Origin of the sequence: Pseudomonas sp. HY13-MNA-CIBAN-0226, assembly GCF_040310305.1 — a bacterium.
Taxonomy (GTDB): domain Bacteria; phylum Pseudomonadota; class Gammaproteobacteria; order Pseudomonadales; family Pseudomonadaceae; genus Aquipseudomonas; species Aquipseudomonas gregormendelii.
Genome location: NZ_JBEOPS010000002.1, coordinates 210,194 through 225,953 on the forward strand (window position 1 = coordinate 210,194; position 15,760 = coordinate 225,953).

Sequence of the window (15,760 nt, forward strand, 5' to 3'; positions counted from 1 at the left end):
TTGCGTGCACCTCGTTATTGATAGCGTATGGCAATCGCTTTGAGCTTGCGGCCCTGGATCGTTTCGATGTCGCGGCTCCACAGGGGGCCTGACACGTAAGCTGCGACGGGCTGGATATTGTCGTACACGACGACTGCCGCGTTTGCGCCGAGGGTGGCGGCTTGTTCACGCAGTTTCTGTTCGACCTGGGTGATGGGCGGCGCAGGGTCGACACTGGCATCGATCATGATTTCGCCCAGGCGCACATGTGGCCGGGTGGGCTCGGTACGCAGTACCTGAACTTCGCTGGCCAGCGTCGGTGCCGGGTGCTCCACGCCGACATAAGCCGTGGTTTGCGCATCGACGGTGGCGCACGCCGTGAGAGCGAGCGCGCAGGCGATCAATGCTGCGCCCAAGAGGGGGCGGTATACGCTGGACAATCCTGGTGATGGAGGCAGCATGTCGAATGTCCTCTGATTGAAAGGGATTCAATCACCAACCGAAGTCGGTGATTGCGCACTGGCTAGCTGCGGATGAAGGCCCATAGATCGGCGCTGACTTTGTCGATCGCTGCCTTGAAGTCCTTGGCGGTGATTTGCTGGCTGGCATTGGACAGTTGGCTGCCGGCCACCTTACGCACCACTTTGGCCACCGTCTGATTGTTGCTTGGGTCGATGAACTCGGCTTCGATGAACAGGTTGGTGTCCTGGTCGCGATGGCCGGTCGCCGCTTGCGCCGCCCCGACCACGGCGGCTACCGGAACGACTTCATACCACTTCATCCCTTCATTGGAAGCGCTTACCCCGGTAATGGCCGCACGCAGAATCAGGGGTTTTGAGCCGCGAGGGGCTTTGGCCTCGCTGGACACCACACGGTATTTCTGGCCCAGCACTCCACTGGCTTTGTCGCTCATGTAGTTGCGGATGTCATTGAGCGTCTGCTGGTTGACTCGCTCATCGGGTTTCGGTGCCGGATAGAGCTCCAACCCGTTGAACACGACCGTGTCGTAAGCATTGGCATTCCACGAAGGACTCACCCAGCGCATCGCTTTCTCACCGGTGGTGGTGGTCACTTGCTGCAGGTTGTTGTAGTTGGACAGGTAACCGGAATACTGCTCGCGCTCGGTAACCTGGGACGTGCAACCGCTGAGCAGGACAACGCTCAGTGCGCTGCCGATCAGCATTTTTTGTGAAAAATTCATGGTGCGGTGCTCCGTGGATTAAGTCGTTTTTTATATGGGCAATCAGAAACGCCAAGTCATGTTTCCGGTCACGGCTTGAATCCAGGCGCTGTCGAATTGACCGGAGATTCGATCACCTGAGAGGGATTTGGTCTGGTCCACCGGCATGTCGCCCAGCCAGACCAAGGCCCAGCTGAGGTTGATGTCAGTATCTTTGTTCAGCGCATAGGTGGCCCCCGTCGCCAGGCGCCAGGATTCGGCCATGGGTACGGTGACGGTGCGGTCATTATCCGAAACCGCGCTGCTGTCGTAAGCCACGCCCAGATTCCACAACAGTTGCTCGGTGGCCTGGTACTGCGCGCCGAGTGCCAGTTGCCAGGTGTCTTTGTAGTTGGCGTCGATGGTGGTCGATTGCGTACCGGCTACCGCCGTGTCGACCTGAACGCCGACATCGCCGAACTCGGACCAGTCCTGCCAATTGACCGAAGCGAGCAGGGCCCACTGCCGGTCCAGTTGCTGGAACAGGCTCAGGGTGACGGTTTGCGGCACCGTCATGTCGAGTTGGGTATTGAGGCCATTCAAGCGATTCAGCGCGAGGCCGTTGCCTTTGACGTCCAGCCCGTCCTCGAAGTCCAGGTCGACCTTGCTGGTGTAGGTTACGCCGATGCGCGTGCCGGGTTGCGGGGCGTAGATCACACCGACATTGGCGCCGAAACCCCAGTCCTCATCCTTGTATTTGAACTGGCCGTCGCCACGGTCGGTGAGGCCCAACGGTGAGCGGTCGATCGCAGTCTGCGCCTGAATCTTGCCGTACATGGCTTTGACGCCGACACCTACCGACCATTGCTCATCGAAGCGATACGCCACGCTGGGCACCATCGATAAGCCGAGCAGGCTGGAATTTTGCGCGAAGTAGCGTCCGGACCAATCATTGTCGTAGTTGACGGCAAGGCCGAAGTCGCCGTACTGGCCAAAGCCCACGCTCCAGTGGTCGTCGAGTTGATGGGTGATGAAGAAGCTGCCGCCGGGAATGGGGTCGAGGCCATTGCCACTGCCGCTGCCGGCGACATTAGTGTCGTTGTCGCGATCAAATTTGAGATTGCCGTACAGCACCTGCAAACCGCCGGTGATCTGCGTGCCTGGCAGGTAACTCATGCCTGCCGGGTTGCTGGCAATCGTTGAAGGGCCCTGGGCCCGGGCGGCGGCACCGGCGTTGGCCAGGCCGGCGTTATCGGTGCCGATTTCGTAAAGCATGATGCCGCCGCCAAAAGCCTGCTGGCAGCACAGCACCAGCAAGGGGAGGGCGGAAACCACTGCGGGTTTTATCTGCATGGACTTTTCCCTATGACTGTCAGGAAAACGGGTGGCTCATGACAGCCACCCGCGATCAGCCTGAAGAGCTACTTGCCCATGGCCGCCCGAGCGGCCTCAATCTTGGCCTTGACCGCCTCGAGGTTGAAGCTCGCGCCTTTTTGCATCGGCGGATATTCAACCGCGGTCATTGCCAGCTTGCCGACTTGATCCTGCACGAACACGAAGCGCCAGAACTGGTACTTGAACCATTCGAAGTAGGACAGCGAGCCGTTGGCCGTCAGGTTCTCGGACCAGCCCATGCGCTCGAACGGATCGAGCCGCAGATTGGTCAGCACCGGCATGTCTGGTTGTTCCTTGGCGCCGAGCCAACCGCCAGGCTGATTGATAAAGCGGTACTTGAAGTCATCGATGCGGATCGCGCCGAGAGTACTTTCACCAAAGTAGAAAATCTCATGGCGATTCGACGGACCTTTGCCGGTAATCATGGGCGTCTGGTCATAACCGTCCAGGTGAACCTTATAGGTGGTGTCGCCCAGTTGTTTGCCCTTGAGCAGCTCTTGCGCGATGTTCGGGTTGCCCGCCGCCGCGACGAAGGTCGGGAACCAGTCCATCCCCGACATGATGCCGTTGCCGATCGTGTTGGCCGGCACCTGACCAGGCCAGCGAACAATGGCCGGAACCCGGAAGCCACCTTCCATCACTGTGCCTTTGCCCATGGCGAACGGGGTCGTGCCGCCGTCTGGCCAGGTGAAGTTTTCCGCGCCGTTGTCGGTAGTGAAGACCACAATGGTGTTGTCATCCATGCCTTCTTTTTTCAGTTTGGCCATGACTTCGCCGACGATATCGTCCAGCTGCGCCATGCCGGCTTCCTGCTCGGACCAGCCGTTTTCCGAATTACGCAGTTTTTCGTATTTTTCGGAAAGGTGCGTGACGATATGCATCCTGGTCGGGTTGAGCCACAGGAAGAAGGGTTTGTTGTCTTGCTTGGCCTTGTCGACGAAGGCAAAGGCCTTGTCGCGGATTTCGTCGTCGACGGTTTTCATCCGTTCCGGATAGAGCGTACCGGCGTCTTCGATCTTCTGTTTACCGACCTTGCCCCAGCGCGGCATCTCGGTGGCGTCATCCGTGGTGGTGGCCCAGCTGTGGACCATGTTGCGCGGGCCGAATTTTTCCAGTTGATCCTGCGGGTAGTTGGGGTGCGCTGGGTCTTCCATGGCATCGAGGTGATAGAGGTAGCCAAAGAACTCGTCAAAGCCGTGAACGGTAGGCAGGAACTGGTTGAGGTCACCCAGGTGATTCTTGCCGAACTGGCCGGTGGCGTACCCCATGGATTTGAGGGCGGTGGCGATGGTGACCGCTTCTTTGGGAATCCCGATCGGTGAACCCGCCTGGCCCACTGTGGTCATGCCAGTACGGATCGGCAGCTCGCCGGTAATGAAGTTGGCGCGACCCGCCGTGCAACTGGCCTCGGCGTAGTAGTCGGTAAAACGCATGCCTTCAGCGGCAAGCTGGTCGAGGTTCGGCGTCCGACCGGCCATCATGCCCTGGTTGTAGACGCCGATGTTGGACCAGCCAATGTCATCGCCCATGATCACGACAATGTTCGGAGGTGGCTTGTCGGCTGCCTGCGTCACGGCCGGTAGAATCATTGCAGACAACAGTAAGGGAATAGCGAACATCAAGGATAGCTTCGTCCGGTTCATGTCGAAATCCTGCGAACTTGCGTTAGCACCATTAGGACAGCCCCCCGGCCATCCAGAAAATTGGGATCCCCCGCGAAAGAGCGTAGGTATGAATTTTGAAATATCCAGTAATTAATTGGCCGTCGGATGTCCGTTGTTTCACAGGGTTTACAGAGGCGTCAGCGATTCGAATGGCGATCGTCATAAAACCGGAATCTGCTGCTTAATTTAGTCCGCTTGCTGCTAAATCCGTTGCTACGCTTTAAAACCTGACTGGCTCTCTGCGGAGAACAAAAGATGTCGCACCTATTGCAGCGTGTCCGATTGTTCTCTCTTAGTTTGATCATGGGAGCGATTGCCGTTCCCTTGCAGGCGGCCCAACCCGCTGCCGTTGATGCGCCGACCAATCAGTTGGAGCCCAAGGCACTGGAGATTCTGAAGGCCATGAGCGTCAAGCTGGCCGGCACCCAGGGTATGAGCTTCACCGCCATTACTACCTATGAGAAACCCAGTCGACTCGGGCCACCCTTGGCTTACAACACGGTAGCGCTGGTCAATGTGCAGCGGCCCGACCGCCTGCGCGTGCTGACCTCGGGCGATGGTCCGGCGACCGAGTTTTACTATGACGGCAAGCAGGCCTATGCCTTCGAGCCCAAGCAAAATCTGCTGGCGCAGGCAGACGCGCCGCCTACCATAGATGCAACCCTTGAGGCCGCGTACCAACGTGCAGCCATCTACTTTCCCTTTACCGATGTGATCGTCACCGATCCCTATAAGGATCTGGCGCGGGACATGCGACTGGCGTTTTTCATTGGTCAGTCGACGGTGGTCGGCGATACGACTACGGATGTGATTGCCTACGCCAACGACGTCGTATTCGTCCAGGCCTGGATCGGCACACAGGACAAGTTGCCCCGCATGCTGCGTGCGGTGTTCCGTGATGACCCGACCCAGTCCCGGCATCAGGTCGCCTTCAGTGACTGGAAACTTGAATCTGCGCTGACGGCGGACTTCTTCAAACCCGAGCATGCCGAGACGGCGCACCGGATCGAGTTTTCTCCACCGCCGGACCTGCGAGCCCCGGACGGGGTTAAAGAACCGGTGACAAAACCCTGAGCGAGGAGGCTGAACCATGAACAGATCTATCGTGACGTTCGCAGGCCTGTTGGTCGCGTTGCTCAGTTGTAATCAAGCGGTGGCCTGGTCGCATGCTTCCAGCTTCGGGCGCTCATCCGGCGGTGGCGGCTCGTGGAGCCACTCCGGAGAGTACGGCTCTGCTTCAGGCGGTGGTGGCAGCTGGAGTGGCGAAAGCAATCGCGGCGGATCGGCTTCAGGCGGTGGCGGCAGCTGGAGCGGCTCAGGTTATCGCGGCGGCTCGGCTTCCGGTGGCGGGGGCAGCTGGAGTGGCAAGGCTGAAAACGGCGGAACAGCCTCCGGCGGCGAGGGATCATGGCATGGGACTGGCGCCGAAGGCGGCACGGCTTCCGGTGGGGGAGGTGCATGGCACGCCCAAGGCGAATATGGCGCAAGCGCCAGCGGCTATCACGCGGACGGGTATGGCACCACGGCCTACCATCCAGCGACGTACGGCACCAGCTACTACCATCCACCGACCGCCGTTTATGCCAGCAGCGGCTGCTACAACTGTGGTTATAACAATGACGTGAATCCCGCCGCCGCGGCAGCTGTAGGGATGGTGGCCGGTGCCGCTATCGCGACAGCGGCCAATAACAATGCCACCAACAATGCCTACGGCGCAGGTTACAACGCAGGGATGACGGCGTCCGCGCCGTCGACAATGCCCATGGGGACAACCTTTGTCAGTCTTCCCACGGGATGCGGGCTCAGAACCGTGTCTAGCCGTACTTACTATCAATGTGGAAATTCGTGGGTAAAACCTGCGTACGGTGCCAATGGTGTGTTCTATACCGTGGTGCCAATGCCGTAGGAGAAGCCGGATACGGCGCTATGGTTCCTTTACCTCCATGAGAGGATTCAGCATGACTGTAACTGCAGTGTTTGCTCGCTTACGCCATACCTGTCTGATCGGGGTGCTGCTGTTCGCGGGCGCTGGTGTCCATGCCGAACCGTTGCCTTCCTGGAATGAGGGGGCCGCCAAGCAAGCAATCATCCACTTCGTGAAGGTCACAACAACCGAAGGTGGCGCAGAGTTTGTACCAGTGTCAGAACGCATCGCGACGTTCGATCAGGATGGCACCTTGTGGGTTGAACAACCGGTTTACTCATTGCTGATGTATTGCCTCGAACAGGTGCCCGCGCTGGTCAAGGCCAAGCCTGCGCTAGCAGAGGTGGAACCCTTCAAAACAGTCATGTCCGGCAACCGTGAAGCGCTTACCAAACTCACGTTGCCCGACATCGTCAAAATTGCCGCTGCTACGCTGACGGGAATGTCCGAGGACGCGTTTGAGGCGCAGGCCAAAGAATGGTTGGCGAAAGCGCGCGATCCCCGTTGGAAGCGTCCGTACACCGAACTTGCTTACCTGCCGATGCAGGAAGTACTGAGTTATCTGCGCGAGAACGGCTACAAAACCTACATCGTGACCGGGGGCGGACAGGATTTTACTCGCGTCTATTCGGAGCAGGTATATGGCATTCCCCCGGAGCAGGTTATCGGCACAGCCGGCACCACCTCCTACGGGTACGATGCGAATGGCAAACCCCAACTGATCAAGGAACCCAAGTTGCTCCTCAACAACAATGACGTCGGAAAACCCGAAGGTATCCATTTGATGATCGGGCGCCGCCCTCAGGCAGCATTCGGCAACTCCACAGGCGATCAGCAAATGCTGGAGTACGCCAGCGCGGGTAAGGGGGCTCGCCTGGCCATGTTGCTGCTGCACGACGATAAGGAGCGAGAGTACGCCTATGGGCCCGCGCAGGGATTACCGGACAGCAAAGTAGGCACGTTCCCCCAGTCCCTGTATGACCAGGCAGAAAAGCAGGGTTGGACGATCATAAAAATGAAAACTGACTGGAAGCGTGTCTTCGCGTTCGAGCCTTGATGGATAACGGCGCGGGAACACTATCGATTCGTTGGTCAATACTCCAGCGAAATGGATTGCAAGTGTGCAATCCGCCTGGACTTTATAGATAGGGGAAAGCCGGTGAAACTACACTTACTGACTAAAGCAATTACGCTGACTACCTTGCTGTCGGTCGCCAGCTTCAGCGCCATTGCCGCGGATATTCCGTTAGCCGCCGAGGTGCTGAAGGATCGGATGGTGACCAAGGTCCTGGCGGTTGATGCTGCCAAACATCAGGTCGTCCTTGAAGGCCCCGAAGGTAGGCAGGTCCATGTACAACTGACAGATAGGGCCAAAGACCTGGGCAACCTCAAGGTAGGTGACAGTGTCAGCGTCGAAGTTACTCATGCGGTAGCGGCTTACCTCGACACAGATGTGGACAAGGGGCTGCCAGAGAATAGCGAAACCGTCGGCGATATTCGCGCCACCCCAAACAATCCGAATCCCGGAGGCGAGGCTTACCGCCAGGTGCGGGTCCAGTTAAAAATTACCCACATCGACCTCGATAAAAAACAGTTGACCTTCGAAAACCCTGCCGGACAGTCCAAGGTCATTGATATCGAAAGACCTGAAATCCAGGCGAAATTGAAGGACCTGAAGGTAGGTCAGAGTATCCGGGTTACCTACACCGATATTCTCAAAGTCACTAGCCAGCATTAAAGTTTCTGGTTAAGCGGTTATCGCGAGGTGCCCTCACACAAGAGGGCACTGATCGATAGCGGTTGATTCCATCGGGAGTTGAAGCATGCTGGTGCATCAACCGAAATACCTTCTGCTCAGTTGCAGTCTGTGCCTGGCTCCGATGGGACTGGCCCTCGCCGAGGATTCTGCTGAGCTGGCCAAAAAGGCGCTCAATCCGATTGCCGCGATGTACAGCCTGCCGATCCAGTACACCTGGGACCAGAAGATGGGGCCGACGGGTGAGGGCATGCACAGCGTGACCAACATTCAGCCGGTGTTGCCCTTCGAACTGAACAGTGAATGGAACCTGATTTCACGGACGATTTTGCCGGTGATTGACCAACATGGCCTGGCGCCGAATGGCGTAGCGGACAAATCCGGCATCGGCGACGTTACCCAGAGCTTTTTCTTCTCGCCCAAGGCGCCTACGGCCAGTGGCTGGATTCTGGGCGGCGGACCGGCGCTGCTGATTCCCACCGGCAGCGATGCACTGCTGAGCAGTCGCCAATGGGGATTGGGGCCCACGGTTGTGGCCTTGAAGCAATCCAACGGCTGGACCCGAGGCATCCTGGCCAATCATATCTGGAGTCTGGACGGAGAGGGCTCCAATGGCGCGCAAAAGGTCAACCAGACGTTCCTGCAACCGTTCCTGTCGTACACCACGTCCACCTACACCACCTTCGGGGTCAACACCGAGTCGGTTTACAACTGGCAGTCCCGGGAGTGGGCCGTGCCGGTGAATGTGACGGTCACTCAACTGCTGAAGGTCGCAGGGCAGCCACTGACCCTTCAGGTCGGCCCACGTTACTGGGCCGAAAGCCCGGAAGACGGCGCCAGAGGCTGGGGCGTACGGGCGGCTGTGACGTTTCTGTTTCCCAAGTGACCCACAAGCTTGAGTGGGGCGACTTGAGTCAGGTCCTCCCGAAGTGCGCACGTTGATGAGGTTGGTCTGTGCTTATTGCGCAAAGCCGGTTTTGCCGATGCGTTTGAGCATGTCGTTATACATTTTGCTGCGGCGGTGGGTGTTTTCGTAGCCGCCGGCGGCAGCGACTGTGCCGGCCTGGATGTGGTCCAGGTACTTGAATATCGTTCCGGGCGAAATGAATTCGACGGTGTATCCCATCTCGACCATGCGGTCTTGCAGCGTGTACCCAGGCACACGATCATCCAGCTGGAAATGCAGATCATGCTGCTTCATCAGCCCACAGTTCCACAGGGTGCAAAAACTCTTCAGGTGGACTTCACGCCAAGGCTTCGGGTCTTTGGAGCGCAGCCCCAAGGTTTGTTTCAGGCGGCGGTAATGGTGTTTGTACAGCCGCGAAGCATAACGCCATGAAGACCTGATCACCCCGCGATCCAGTTGCTCGACACAGCCTGCGGCCGCGACCTGCGGATTGTTGATGCATTTGCTCAACATCATGTCGAACACGGATTCATCGTAGATGAAGGTGTCGGTGTGCAGCAGGAACAGGTAGTCGGTTGTAACGCTGGCCAGGGCCATGTCGAGCGCTCTGCCATGCGCCATATGGCCCGCTTCCGGGCCGGCTGACTTGCGTTCGATCAGGTTGATCCAGTTCAGCGAGCGCAGGTACTGGACGCTCTCATCTGCGGAGTCGTTGTCAACGACCCAGACCGGGATATTTCGGTGCCCCACGTGTTTATATAAAAGGTCGAGGCAGGCTTTGGTGATGTCGAGTGTTTTGTAATTAACCAGAACAATGCTGAAAGGTGGGTTCGTGCTGTCCGAAAAATGCTTCATAACCTGAATGCCCAGTTATTGTTTGCGCTTGGTTTGTGCAGCGGTGTGAGTGGGCGCGAGAGTAATTAAGCGACCTTAAGTGAAACTTAATCTCGCCGGGTTCCAGCCAAAAACGCCGGCATGCGCTGATGTTGGAACCTGGTTGAGGGGGGTGAAACAGGCGGTGCAACCGGCAGAGGACCGCCTGCCGGCGCACGCCGGCTATCAGCTGATCTTGCGCGTAGACCCCTCCCAGTATTTCTCCCGTACCTGGCGACGCAGGACCTTGCCGACAACGGACGTTGGCAGCTCTTCAACAAACACCAGGGATTTGGGCGCCTTGTAGCCCCCCAGTCGAGCGCGGGTCTGCGCGATCAGCTCTTCGCAAGTAACCGTTTCCCCTTGGCGCAAGATCACTTCGGCATGCACCGCTTCGCCCCATTCAGGGTGTGGAATGCCAATGACGGCGGCCATCAGCACCGACGGGTGCGCCGCCAGCGCAGCTTCGACCTCCACCGCATACACGTTGAAGCCGCCGCTGATGATCATGTCCTTCAGACGGTCAACGATGTACAGGTAGCCACTAGCATCGATGTAGCCCAGGTCACCGGACTTCCATGCACCATCGTCAAACTCGGCCGCCGTGGCCTCCGGATTCTCGTAGTAACCCTTGATGATGGCTTTGCAGCGAATGCGAATTTCGCCGGTCTCACCAACGGGCAGCGGATTGCCATCCGGGTCGGCGATAAACACTTCCACACCGGGGGTCGGCTGGCCAGCGGATGACAAGTGTTGCAGGGCGGCGGCATCACCGGGTTGATGAGCAGCCTTGCCGAGGGCAGCGATGATCATCGGCGATTCGGTGGCGGCGTAACCCTGGACGAAGATCTGCCCGAAGCAGGCGACCAGTTCACCAAGCTTGTCCGGGCTCATCGGCGCAGCGCCGTATATCAGCGTGGTCAGCGACGAGAAGTCTTTCGGATCTGCCCGCTGCAGTTCCAACAAGCGATACAGCACGGTCGGTACCAGGAACGAGTGGGTGACGCGCTCGCTTTCGACTATTTGACGCCAGTTTTCCATGTCCAGCTGGTTCAGGGTGATGTTGGTGCCACCACCGAAAACGGTGGGGAAGAACAGCATCAGTGTGCCGTGGGACAACGGCGAGACGTGCAGCAGCCGCGTCATGCTCGACAGGCCCAGATCCGTATTGATAAACGCCGCGTCGCGACAGGCCATCCAGTTGTCGATCGAATACATCGCGCACTTGCCCTTGCCGGTGGTGCCACCGGTAAAGCGCAACATGCAAATGTGTTGGTCGGTATCGAGCGTCACGTCGTTATCGAGATCCGACGCCGCTTCTACCAGTGGCCAGAAGGTGTGCACGCCGGGCAGGGTAGCTTGCTCGTCGGTGGGCAGGTCCATCACCACGATCTCGCAATTGCGGCTGCGCAGCATGCCGTAGTAGCTATCCAGCAAGCGGGTTTCCAGAAACACCACCCGTGGTTTGACGAGGTCGATCTGCCGCGCGTGCTCGTCGAGCGGGTCGCGCAGGTTGGTCATGACCACCGTGCCTTCCTGCTTGAAGGTGCTGGGAAACATCATCAGGCTGAGGTTGTCGTTTTCCAGGATCAGCATGAAGCGCTCGCCCGCCCGCATTTCGAACTTCGAGCGCAGGACATCGGCGATGCGGTTGGTCAGCAGGTGATATTGATCGTAGGTGTACCGCCGATTGCGCTCGACGTTGACGATCGCCTCATGATCGCGGTGGCGCAGCGCGAGCAAGCGCATGATCCGGCAAAAATTCATTTTCATGGTGAGTTGCTCTAGTGGCTCAAGAAGACCGCAACGCGTTTAGCGGGCACGCATGCGCGAGGCGGCATCGAGACGGATGGTCTCGCCGTTGACGTAGGCGTTTTCAATCAGGAAGGCGCAGCAATGAGCGAACTCGCGCATGTCACCCAGGCGTTTGGGCGCTTCCATTTGCTCCTTGAGCGAGTTCAGGACTTTCTCGTCCAGGCCCGCGACCATGGTGGTCAGGAACAGGCCCGGTGCGATGGCGTTGACCCGCACCCCGATGGCGCCCAATTCACGCGCGGCGGGCATGTTCATGCCGATCACGCCAGCCTTGGTGGCCGCGTACGCACACTGGCCGACCTGGCCTTCGTAGGCGGCGCCGGACGACACGTTGATCACCACGCCGCGCTCTTCGCCGGCTTCTGCTTCGTTGTTGGCCATGTGCTCGGCGCACTTGGACATGACGTTGAATACACCATTGAGGTTGATCGAGGTGGCCAGGGCGAATTTCGACAGCGGCGCTGCCTTGCCTTCCTTGCCCAGCACCTTGAAGCCGTTCGGTACGGCAGCGCCGTTGATGCAGACGTGAATAGCGCCGAACTTCGCGACCACAGCATTGACCGCGTTTTGTACCGAGGTTTCATCGCTGACATCGGTTTGCACGAACATCGCCCGGTCCGCGCCAATCTCGGCCACGGCCTTTTCGCCGGCTTCGATGTTCAGGTCGAAAATCGCCACTTTGGCGGCTTTTTCGCCCGCCATGTAATGCGCCGTAGCCAGGCCCAGGCCTGAAGCGCCGCCGGTGATCACGATGACTTTGTCTTGAATACGCATGAGTGTGTCCTTGTTCGCTGCCCGGCTCGACGGAGCCGGGTTGTTATTGTTAGAGATGGAACAGGCGGCTGATCAGAACGCATTGACCCCGGTCAGGGCGCGGCCAATGATCAGTTGCTGGATCTGCGTGGTGCCTTCCGGAATCGGCACGATGATCGCTTCTCGGGCGAGTTTCTCGACCAGGAAGTCGGTGGTGACACCCGCGCCGCCGTGAATCTGTACCGCCTGGCGGGCAATGGTCACCGCGGCTTCACAGGCGAAATACTTGGCCATGGCGGCTTCCATTTCGGCCGGGATACCGGCACCGATCATCTCGGCGGCGCGGTAGGTCAGCAGGCGGGCGGCGTCGACGTTGGTGGCCATCTCGGCGAGCATTGCGGAGATCAACTGGTGGCCGGCGATCAACTTGCCGTGTTGCTTGCGTTCCTTAGCATAACGCACCGCTTCTTCCAGCGCGCGACGGCCGATGCCCAGGCCTTGAGCCGCTACAAACACCCGCGAACGCTCGAAGAACGACAGGGTGTTTTTCAGTGCCTGGCCTTCGCCGCCGATGATGTTGCTGGCCGGAACGCGCACGTCGTTGAGGAAGATCTGCGCGGTGGACTGGCTGTTCCAGGCCATCTTGTGGATGTTCTGCACTTCATACGGGTGTTCTTTGCGGTCGAGCAGGAAGTGGGTCAGGCCCTTGCGCGGGTCATCGCCAGTGCGGCAGGTGCAGATCAAAAAGTCTGAGTAAGAGCCGTTGCTGATCCAGGTTTTCTCGCCGGTGATGATGTAGTCATCACCGTCGCGGCGTGCGCGGGTCTTGATTTCCAGCACATTGGAGCCGACGTCCGGTTCCGAGATGCCGACGCTGACGAACGAGTCGCCGCTGATCAGGCCCGGCAAATAACGCTCGCGCAGGTGATCGGGGGCGAGCTTTTCCAGCATCTGCGCGCCGAAGGAGTTGATCACCACGGGTGTCGACAGGTCTACGGAGCAGGCCGCGACCTCTTCGAACAACATGGTCATGGTAGGCCAGTCCAGGCCCAGGCCGCCGTTGGCTTCGCTGACCGCGCCGGAGACCATGCCGAACTCGGAGAGCTGGCGCATGATCTCGGCCATTTTCTCTTTGGGCATGAATTTATCGCGGTATTCCTTGTTGAATACCGGGTCGATCTTGTCGGCCAGGAAACGACGGAAACTCTCGACCGCTTCGAGTTGTTCCGGGGTGCGCATGACGTGTCCCATGAGGGTTCTCCTTAAATTTTCTTGTTGGCGAGAATGTTGACGGCGACCACGGCTTCTTCGATGCCGAACAGCCCGCCGCCGTTTTCCTGGATGGCGATGCGCGCACCTTCGACCTGGCGCTTGCCGGCCTCACCGCGCAGTTGCGTGACCAGCTCATGGATTTGCCCTAGACCGGTAGCGCCGATTGGGTGGCCCTTGGATTCGAGGCCGCCGGACGGGTTGATTGGCATGCGGCCACCGACGGTGAAATCACCGCGCTCGGCCGCCGGGCCGCCTTCGCCAAAGGGCACCAGCATCAGCGATTCGGCGTTGAGGATTTCGCCGATGGCAGAGGCGTCGTGTACTTCGGCGACGTCCACGTCCGATGGGGCGATGCCGGCGTGGGCATAGGCTTTTTTTGCCGCCAGGTGCGCGACGATTTTTTCCGGCTCATCCAGGCGTCGGTCGGTGCCGGTCTGCACCACGCTGGCCAGCACGCGAACGGCGCGGTCGCCGGCGTTTTTCAGGCGCTTGAGGCCCTCGGCGTTGCACAGCAGCACAGCGGCGGCGCCGTCGCTGATCGGCGAGCACATGAGGGTGGTCAGCGGGTAACAGATAGGGGGCGAGGCCAGTACCTCGTCAATGCTGAATGCCTGCCGGAACTGCGAGAGGGGGTTGTGCACCGAATGCTGGTGGTTTTTCGCCGCGACGGCGGCGATCTGCCGCTGCGTAGTGCCGTAACGCATCATGTGGTTGCGACAAATCGCGGCATACACGTCCATGAAAATGCTATACGGACGCTCGGAGACGGTGCCTGGCGGCGGTTCGATGCCTTCGCCCATGGCCAGCAGCAGGTGCTTGTTGGCCTCTACGGTAGAGACGTCCCAGCCGCCGTCGAACACGGCGAACATTTTGGCTTTGTCCGGGACATTCATCTTCTCGGCACCGACTGCCAGGGCGATATCGCACTGACCTGCGCGTAACGCCAGCGTGGCGAGGTTGAACGCCGAGGAACCGGAGGCGCAGGCGTTTTCCACCGAAAATACCGGTACGCCTTCAATGCCGAGGCGGCGCATGGCGATCGGGCCGGGGATGCCGGTCTGGCCCTGCAACATGCCGTTGGTCATGGTGCTGTAGTACACCGAGCCGATGTCGGCGTTGGTCGCGCCAGCGTCCTGCAATGCCAGGCCGACTGCTTCGCCGACCATGTCGTACACGCTGCGCTCCAGCAAGCGGCCAAACGGCGTCATGCCGACGCCCACTACGTAAATATCGTTCATTGTCTGTTCCTGATAGAAACGCAATTGGGGCCTAGCGGCCCTTGAAATTCGGCGCGCGTTTTTCGCCGAAGGCTTGCAGGCCTTCCTGGAAATCGGCGGTGCGCAGGTGTTGACGCAGCATCACCTGCTCGTGCTGCAGGGCGTCGTCCCGGGACTTGTCTGCCGAGGCACGGGCCACTTCCTTCATGCGGCGCAGGGCAATCGGGCTTTTCTTCGCGATCTGATTGGCCAGTATCAGGGCCGCATCGGCGAGTTCGGCGTCGGCGTGAACTTCGCACACCAGGCCGTAGCCCTTCATTTCCTTGGCCGAGAGGGATTTTCCGGTCATCAGCAAGTACATCGCGATGTTCAATGGAATCAGGCGTGGCAACACTGCCGCGCCGCCGGCACCGGGGTAGACGCCGAAATTGGCGTGGGCATCGGCGAGGGTCGCGGTGTGCGCCGCCACCACTATGTCCGCGCACATCGCCAGTTCCAGACCACCGGCCATGGTCACGCCATTCAGGGCGGCTATGACTGGTTTGGGGAAGTTGCGCAGTTGACCGAACACCAGGTTGGCACGGTCAAGAAAGTCTGCTTCGCCGGCGGGCAGGCTGCTGCCGGCCAGGACTTCTTTTAAATCGGCGCCGGCGCAGAAGGCCGGGCCATTGCCGGTTAGGATCACCACCCGCAGTTCGTCGTTGCCGGCGATGTCGTTGAGGCAGCGCTCGAGCTCGGCGAGGGTCGCCAGGTTCAGCGCGTTCATGGCCCGTGGCCGGTTGAGCGTGAGGCGCGCCACCGGGCCGACGATTTCATACAGCAGGACATCTTCACTCATCACAACTCCCCTTTATTGTTAGTCGCGTAGTTGGCGTAGTCGATGAGCCGATAGTAGGAATGCGCACGGGGCGGTCGCAGGTCATTGCAACGAAAGCGGTGGTCCGCAGGGTAGGGGGAGGCGCAAACCAAGCCCCCCCCTGTAGGAGCTGCCGCAGGCTGCGATCTTTTGATCTTAAAAAAAAGGAATCGTATAGCCTGCGTCGGCG

At 59.4% G+C, this 15,760-nt stretch carries 15 protein-coding genes; 5 read left to right on the top strand and 10 right to left on the bottom strand.

The genetic code is table 11. The features are described 5' to 3' along the window. Nucleotides 1-14 precede the first annotated feature (14 nt). From AAEZ05_RS03150 to AAEZ05_RS03165, 4 genes are all read right to left on the bottom strand, one after another. Nucleotides 15-440 (bottom strand): hypothetical protein, encoded by a 426-nt coding sequence (locus AAEZ05_RS03150; RefSeq protein WP_045059547.1) that lies wholly within the window; start codon nucleotides 438-440, stop codon nucleotides 15-17. A gap of 62 nt (nucleotides 441-502) precedes the next feature. Continuing rightward, nucleotides 503-1,180 carry a DUF3313 domain-containing protein gene (locus tag AAEZ05_RS03155; protein ID WP_045059548.1) on the bottom strand — a complete coding sequence of 226 codons (678 nt, stop codon included), beginning with the start codon at nucleotides 1,178-1,180 and terminating at the stop codon, nucleotides 503-505. Between the two features lie 42 nt (nucleotides 1,181-1,222). Continuing rightward, nucleotides 1,223-2,491: an OmpP1/FadL family transporter gene (locus AAEZ05_RS03160; protein WP_045059549.1), complete on the bottom strand. Its 1,269-nt coding sequence runs from the start codon at nucleotides 2,489-2,491 to the stop codon at nucleotides 1,223-1,225. A 68-nt stretch (nucleotides 2,492-2,559) separates the two neighbouring features. Next, nucleotides 2,560-4,176: an arylsulfatase gene (locus AAEZ05_RS03165; RefSeq protein WP_350646599.1), complete on the bottom strand. Its 1,617-nt coding sequence runs from the start codon at nucleotides 4,174-4,176 to the stop codon at nucleotides 2,560-2,562. A gap of 276 nt (nucleotides 4,177-4,452) precedes the next feature. Between AAEZ05_RS03165 and AAEZ05_RS03170 the strand changes: the two genes are divergently transcribed. From AAEZ05_RS03170 to AAEZ05_RS03190, 5 genes are all read left to right on the top strand, one after another. After that, entirely contained in the window at nucleotides 4,453-5,271 is an 819-nt protein-coding gene (locus AAEZ05_RS03170) for a DUF2092 domain-containing protein (protein WP_045059551.1), read from the top strand. A 16-nt stretch (nucleotides 5,272-5,287) separates the two neighbouring features. After that, the gene (locus tag AAEZ05_RS03175) at nucleotides 5,288-6,103 is read left to right on the top strand and encodes a hypothetical protein (protein ID WP_082069172.1); all 816 of its coding nucleotides are present in this window, start codon (nucleotides 5,288-5,290) and stop codon (nucleotides 6,101-6,103) included. A gap of 52 nt (nucleotides 6,104-6,155) precedes the next feature. After that, nucleotides 6,156-7,178, top strand: coding sequence for an HAD family hydrolase (locus AAEZ05_RS03180; protein ID WP_236695854.1), 1,023 nt, complete (start codon nucleotides 6,156-6,158; stop codon nucleotides 7,176-7,178). 102 nt (nucleotides 7,179-7,280) lie between these two features. Next, nucleotides 7,281-7,859 (top strand): hypothetical protein, encoded by a 579-nt coding sequence (locus AAEZ05_RS03185; protein ID WP_045059611.1) that lies wholly within the window; start codon nucleotides 7,281-7,283, stop codon nucleotides 7,857-7,859. 142 nt (nucleotides 7,860-8,001) lie between these two features. After that, on the top strand, nucleotides 8,002-8,763 hold the full coding sequence (locus AAEZ05_RS03190; protein ID WP_045059612.1) for a hypothetical protein: 762 nt from the start codon (nucleotides 8,002-8,004) through the stop codon (nucleotides 8,761-8,763). Between the two features lie 72 nt (nucleotides 8,764-8,835). Here the strand turns inward: AAEZ05_RS03190 and AAEZ05_RS03195 are convergent, their stop codons facing one another. The 6 genes from AAEZ05_RS03195 to AAEZ05_RS03220 all read right to left on the bottom strand — a co-directional run bounded on the left by AAEZ05_RS03195 (nucleotide 8,836) and on the right by AAEZ05_RS03220 (nucleotide 15,552). Then, the gene (locus AAEZ05_RS03195; RefSeq protein WP_045059554.1) at nucleotides 8,836-9,639 is read right to left on the bottom strand and encodes a glycosyltransferase family 2 protein; all 804 of its coding nucleotides are present in this window, start codon (nucleotides 9,637-9,639) and stop codon (nucleotides 8,836-8,838) included. A gap of 204 nt (nucleotides 9,640-9,843) precedes the next feature. Beyond that, nucleotides 9,844-11,430, bottom strand: coding sequence for a class I adenylate-forming enzyme family protein (locus AAEZ05_RS03200; RefSeq protein WP_045059555.1), 1,587 nt, complete (start codon nucleotides 11,428-11,430; stop codon nucleotides 9,844-9,846). Between the two features lie 39 nt (nucleotides 11,431-11,469). Then, nucleotides 11,470-12,246, bottom strand: a complete 777-nt coding sequence (locus tag AAEZ05_RS03205) for an SDR family NAD(P)-dependent oxidoreductase (protein ID WP_045059556.1) — start codon at nucleotides 12,244-12,246, stop codon at nucleotides 11,470-11,472. A 72-nt stretch (nucleotides 12,247-12,318) separates the two neighbouring features. Then, the gene (locus AAEZ05_RS03210) at nucleotides 12,319-13,476 is read right to left on the bottom strand and encodes an acyl-CoA dehydrogenase family protein (protein WP_045059557.1); all 1,158 of its coding nucleotides are present in this window, start codon (nucleotides 13,474-13,476) and stop codon (nucleotides 12,319-12,321) included. An 11-nt stretch (nucleotides 13,477-13,487) separates the two neighbouring features. Further along, entirely contained in the window at nucleotides 13,488-14,735 is a 1,248-nt protein-coding gene (locus tag AAEZ05_RS03215) for a thiolase family protein (RefSeq protein ID WP_045059558.1), read from the bottom strand. Nucleotides 14,736-14,766: 31 nt separating this feature from the next. After that, the gene (locus AAEZ05_RS03220; protein ID WP_045059559.1) at nucleotides 14,767-15,552 is read right to left on the bottom strand and encodes an enoyl-CoA hydratase/isomerase family protein; all 786 of its coding nucleotides are present in this window, start codon (nucleotides 15,550-15,552) and stop codon (nucleotides 14,767-14,769) included. Between the last annotated feature and the right edge of the window lie 208 nt (nucleotides 15,553-15,760).